General features: G+C 71.9%; 2 protein-coding genes. Both read right to left on the bottom strand.

The genetic code is table 11. From position 1 onward, the window contains the following. Positions 1–23: 23 nt before the first annotated feature. The gene (locus AB8A24_RS41940; RefSeq protein ID WP_369479129.1) at positions 24–1,307 is read right to left on the bottom strand and encodes an MBL fold metallo-hydrolase; all 1,284 of its coding nucleotides are present in this window, start codon (positions 1,305–1,307) and stop codon (positions 24–26) included. Positions 1,308–1,442: 135 nt separating this feature from the next. Beyond that, positions 1,443–2,228 (bottom strand): SGNH/GDSL hydrolase family protein, encoded by a 786-nt coding sequence (locus AB8A24_RS41935; protein WP_328960817.1) that lies wholly within the window; start codon positions 2,226–2,228, stop codon positions 1,443–1,445. Positions 2,229–2,348: the final 120 nt, after the last annotated feature.

Below are 2,348 nucleotides of genomic sequence, written 5' to 3'. Positions count from 1 at the left end.
GGAGAACGGCCGCACCATCTCGATCAGGTACGTACGGCTCGGCACGTGATCGCAGTCCAGCTGCGCGACGACCCGACGGACTCCGACTTCTCCTGTCCGCCGGCCGCCGCGGATCCCACCCGCGCAGCCGTCCCCGCCACCGACCCGGCGCCCAGCGCGGGCACGGCCGAGGGTCCGTCGACCCGGCCGCCCGCCGGGGCCCCGGCGACGAAGGGTCGCCACCACGGCAGGCGCGGGGCGTCGGCGGCGTTCGGTTCGAAGGGCCGGCCCGGGATCGGCAGCGCGACGGCCGCTCCGGCCCCCTCGGCCGCGGTCAGCGTGCCCTCGCCCGGCTCGTCCCACGGGTGCAGCGCCAGGTTGAAGGTGCCCCAGTGGATCGGCAGCATCGTGCCGTGGGGGGTGCCGCCCTGCAGGTCGAGGTGGGCGCGCATGCCCTCCTCGGGCGTCATGTGGATGTCGGGCCAGTACTCCGAGTAGGCGCCGATCTGGATCATGGTGGCGTCGAAGGGGCCGTGCTCGGCGCCGATCTCCTCGAATCCGGGGAAGTAGCCGGTGTCCCCGCTGTGGTAGATCCGGTGCTCGTCGCCCGCGACGACCCAGGACGCCCACAGGGTGTGCTGCTGGTTGCGCAGGCCGCGGCCGCAGAAGTGCCGGGCGGGGGTGGCCGTCAGTGAGAGACCGGCGACCTTGGTGCTCTCGTTCCAGTCCAGCTCGCGCAGCCGGTCGGCCGGTACGCCCCAGCGCTCCAGGTGCGCGCCGACGCCCAGCGGAACGGCGAAGACCGTGTCCGTACCGGCCAGCGCCTTGATCGTCGGCAGGTCGAGGTGGTCGTAGTGGTCGTGCGAGATGACCACCACGTCGACCCGGCCCAGCGAGGCCAGCGGGACCGGGACCGGGTGCAGCCGCTTGGGACCGGCGAAGGGGAAGGGGGAGCACCGCTCGCCCCACACCGGGTCGAACAGCACCCGGCGCCCGTCGATCTCCGCGAGCACGCTGGAGTGCCCCATCCAGGTGAGCCGCAGGCCGCTCACGGGCGGCTTCGCCAGGTCCGCCAGGGTCGTCGGGTGCACCGGGATCGGCGCGGCGGGGCTGCGCCGTACCCGCTGCTCCCGGTGGAAGTAGATCTTGGCGAACTCCGCCATCGAACCCGAGGGCCTGTTCCGAGCCCCGACCGGGTTCTGGAAGACGCCGTCGGCGAAGTTCGGCGAGCGGCGGATCCGCTCCAGCCGGGCACCGGACGGGTCCGCACCGAAGGCTTCGGGCCGCAGGGCACGCAGCCGCGGACGCAAGGGACGGGAGCCGGTCAAAGCGCCTCCAGGGAGGATGGGGTCAGGATGGTCGTCGCTCTACGACCATCCCAACGCACACCGACCCCGAAGGATTCCGCTTCCGGCTCCCGCACCCCTGGTGCTGTGACCGGAAAGGTCCACCGGGTCACAGCACTAGAGCGGCAGCAGGTCCGGCCGCTTCGCCTCCACGTGGTCCCCGGAGGACTCCCCGCGCAGCCGTCGGCCGATCCACGGCGCGAGGTGCTCGCGCGCCCACTGGATGTTGTCCCGGGTCACGTCCACCGAGCCGCGCGGCCGCTGCGGGGGCCACGGCTGGTCGGGGTCGGCCGGCACGTCCAGCCCGAGCACCTGGGCGGCGCGCAGCGCGACCCGGGTGTGTCCCTCGGGCGAGAGGTGCAGCCGGTCCGTGTCCCAGGCCCGCCGGTCCTGTACGGACTTCAGCGACCAGAGGTCGAGCACCGGGCAGTCGTAGCGGTCGGCGATGGCGCGGACGTGCGCGCTGTACGTCGCCACCTTGCCGCGGAGGTGCTTGAGCACCGGTACGCCGCGGGTGTCGAAGCCCGTGGTGATCATGACGTGACCGACGGCCCCGGTGAGGTCGGCCACGGCCGCCTCGAACCGTTCCGCCACGTCGTCCGGGTCGGTCCCGGGTCGGATGATGTCGTTGCCGCCCGCGCAGAAGGTCACCAGGTCCGGTGCGAGGGCCTTGGCCCTCGGGAGCTGGTCGGCCACGATCTGGTCCAGGAGCTTCCCCCGCACCGCCAGATTCGCATACCGGAAGTCGTGCTCTTCGCGCTGATCGGCCAGGAGCACGGCGAGCCGGTCCGCCCAGCCGAGATAAGAATCCCCGGGTCCCGGGTCCCCCACGCCCTCGGTGAAGCTGTCCCCGATCGCCGCGTACGAGCCGATGGTCTTGAGTTTCGTCGTCGTCGCTGCCACGAGAACCCATACTTCACTCCCGTAACCAACCTACGCCAACGTAATGAGGGGTTGACGGACCGTGATCTGTACCACGTGGGGGATAAGGAATAAGTACACGTGAGGCCGGGACCCCCCTCG

Source organism: Streptomyces sp. BF23-19 (assembly GCF_041106355.1).
GTDB classification, from domain to species: domain Bacteria; phylum Actinomycetota; class Actinomycetes; order Streptomycetales; family Streptomycetaceae; genus Streptomyces; species Streptomyces virginiae_A.
The sequence above is the reverse complement of the archived record's forward strand: the minus strand, read 5'-3'. Positions and strand labels throughout refer to the sequence as shown.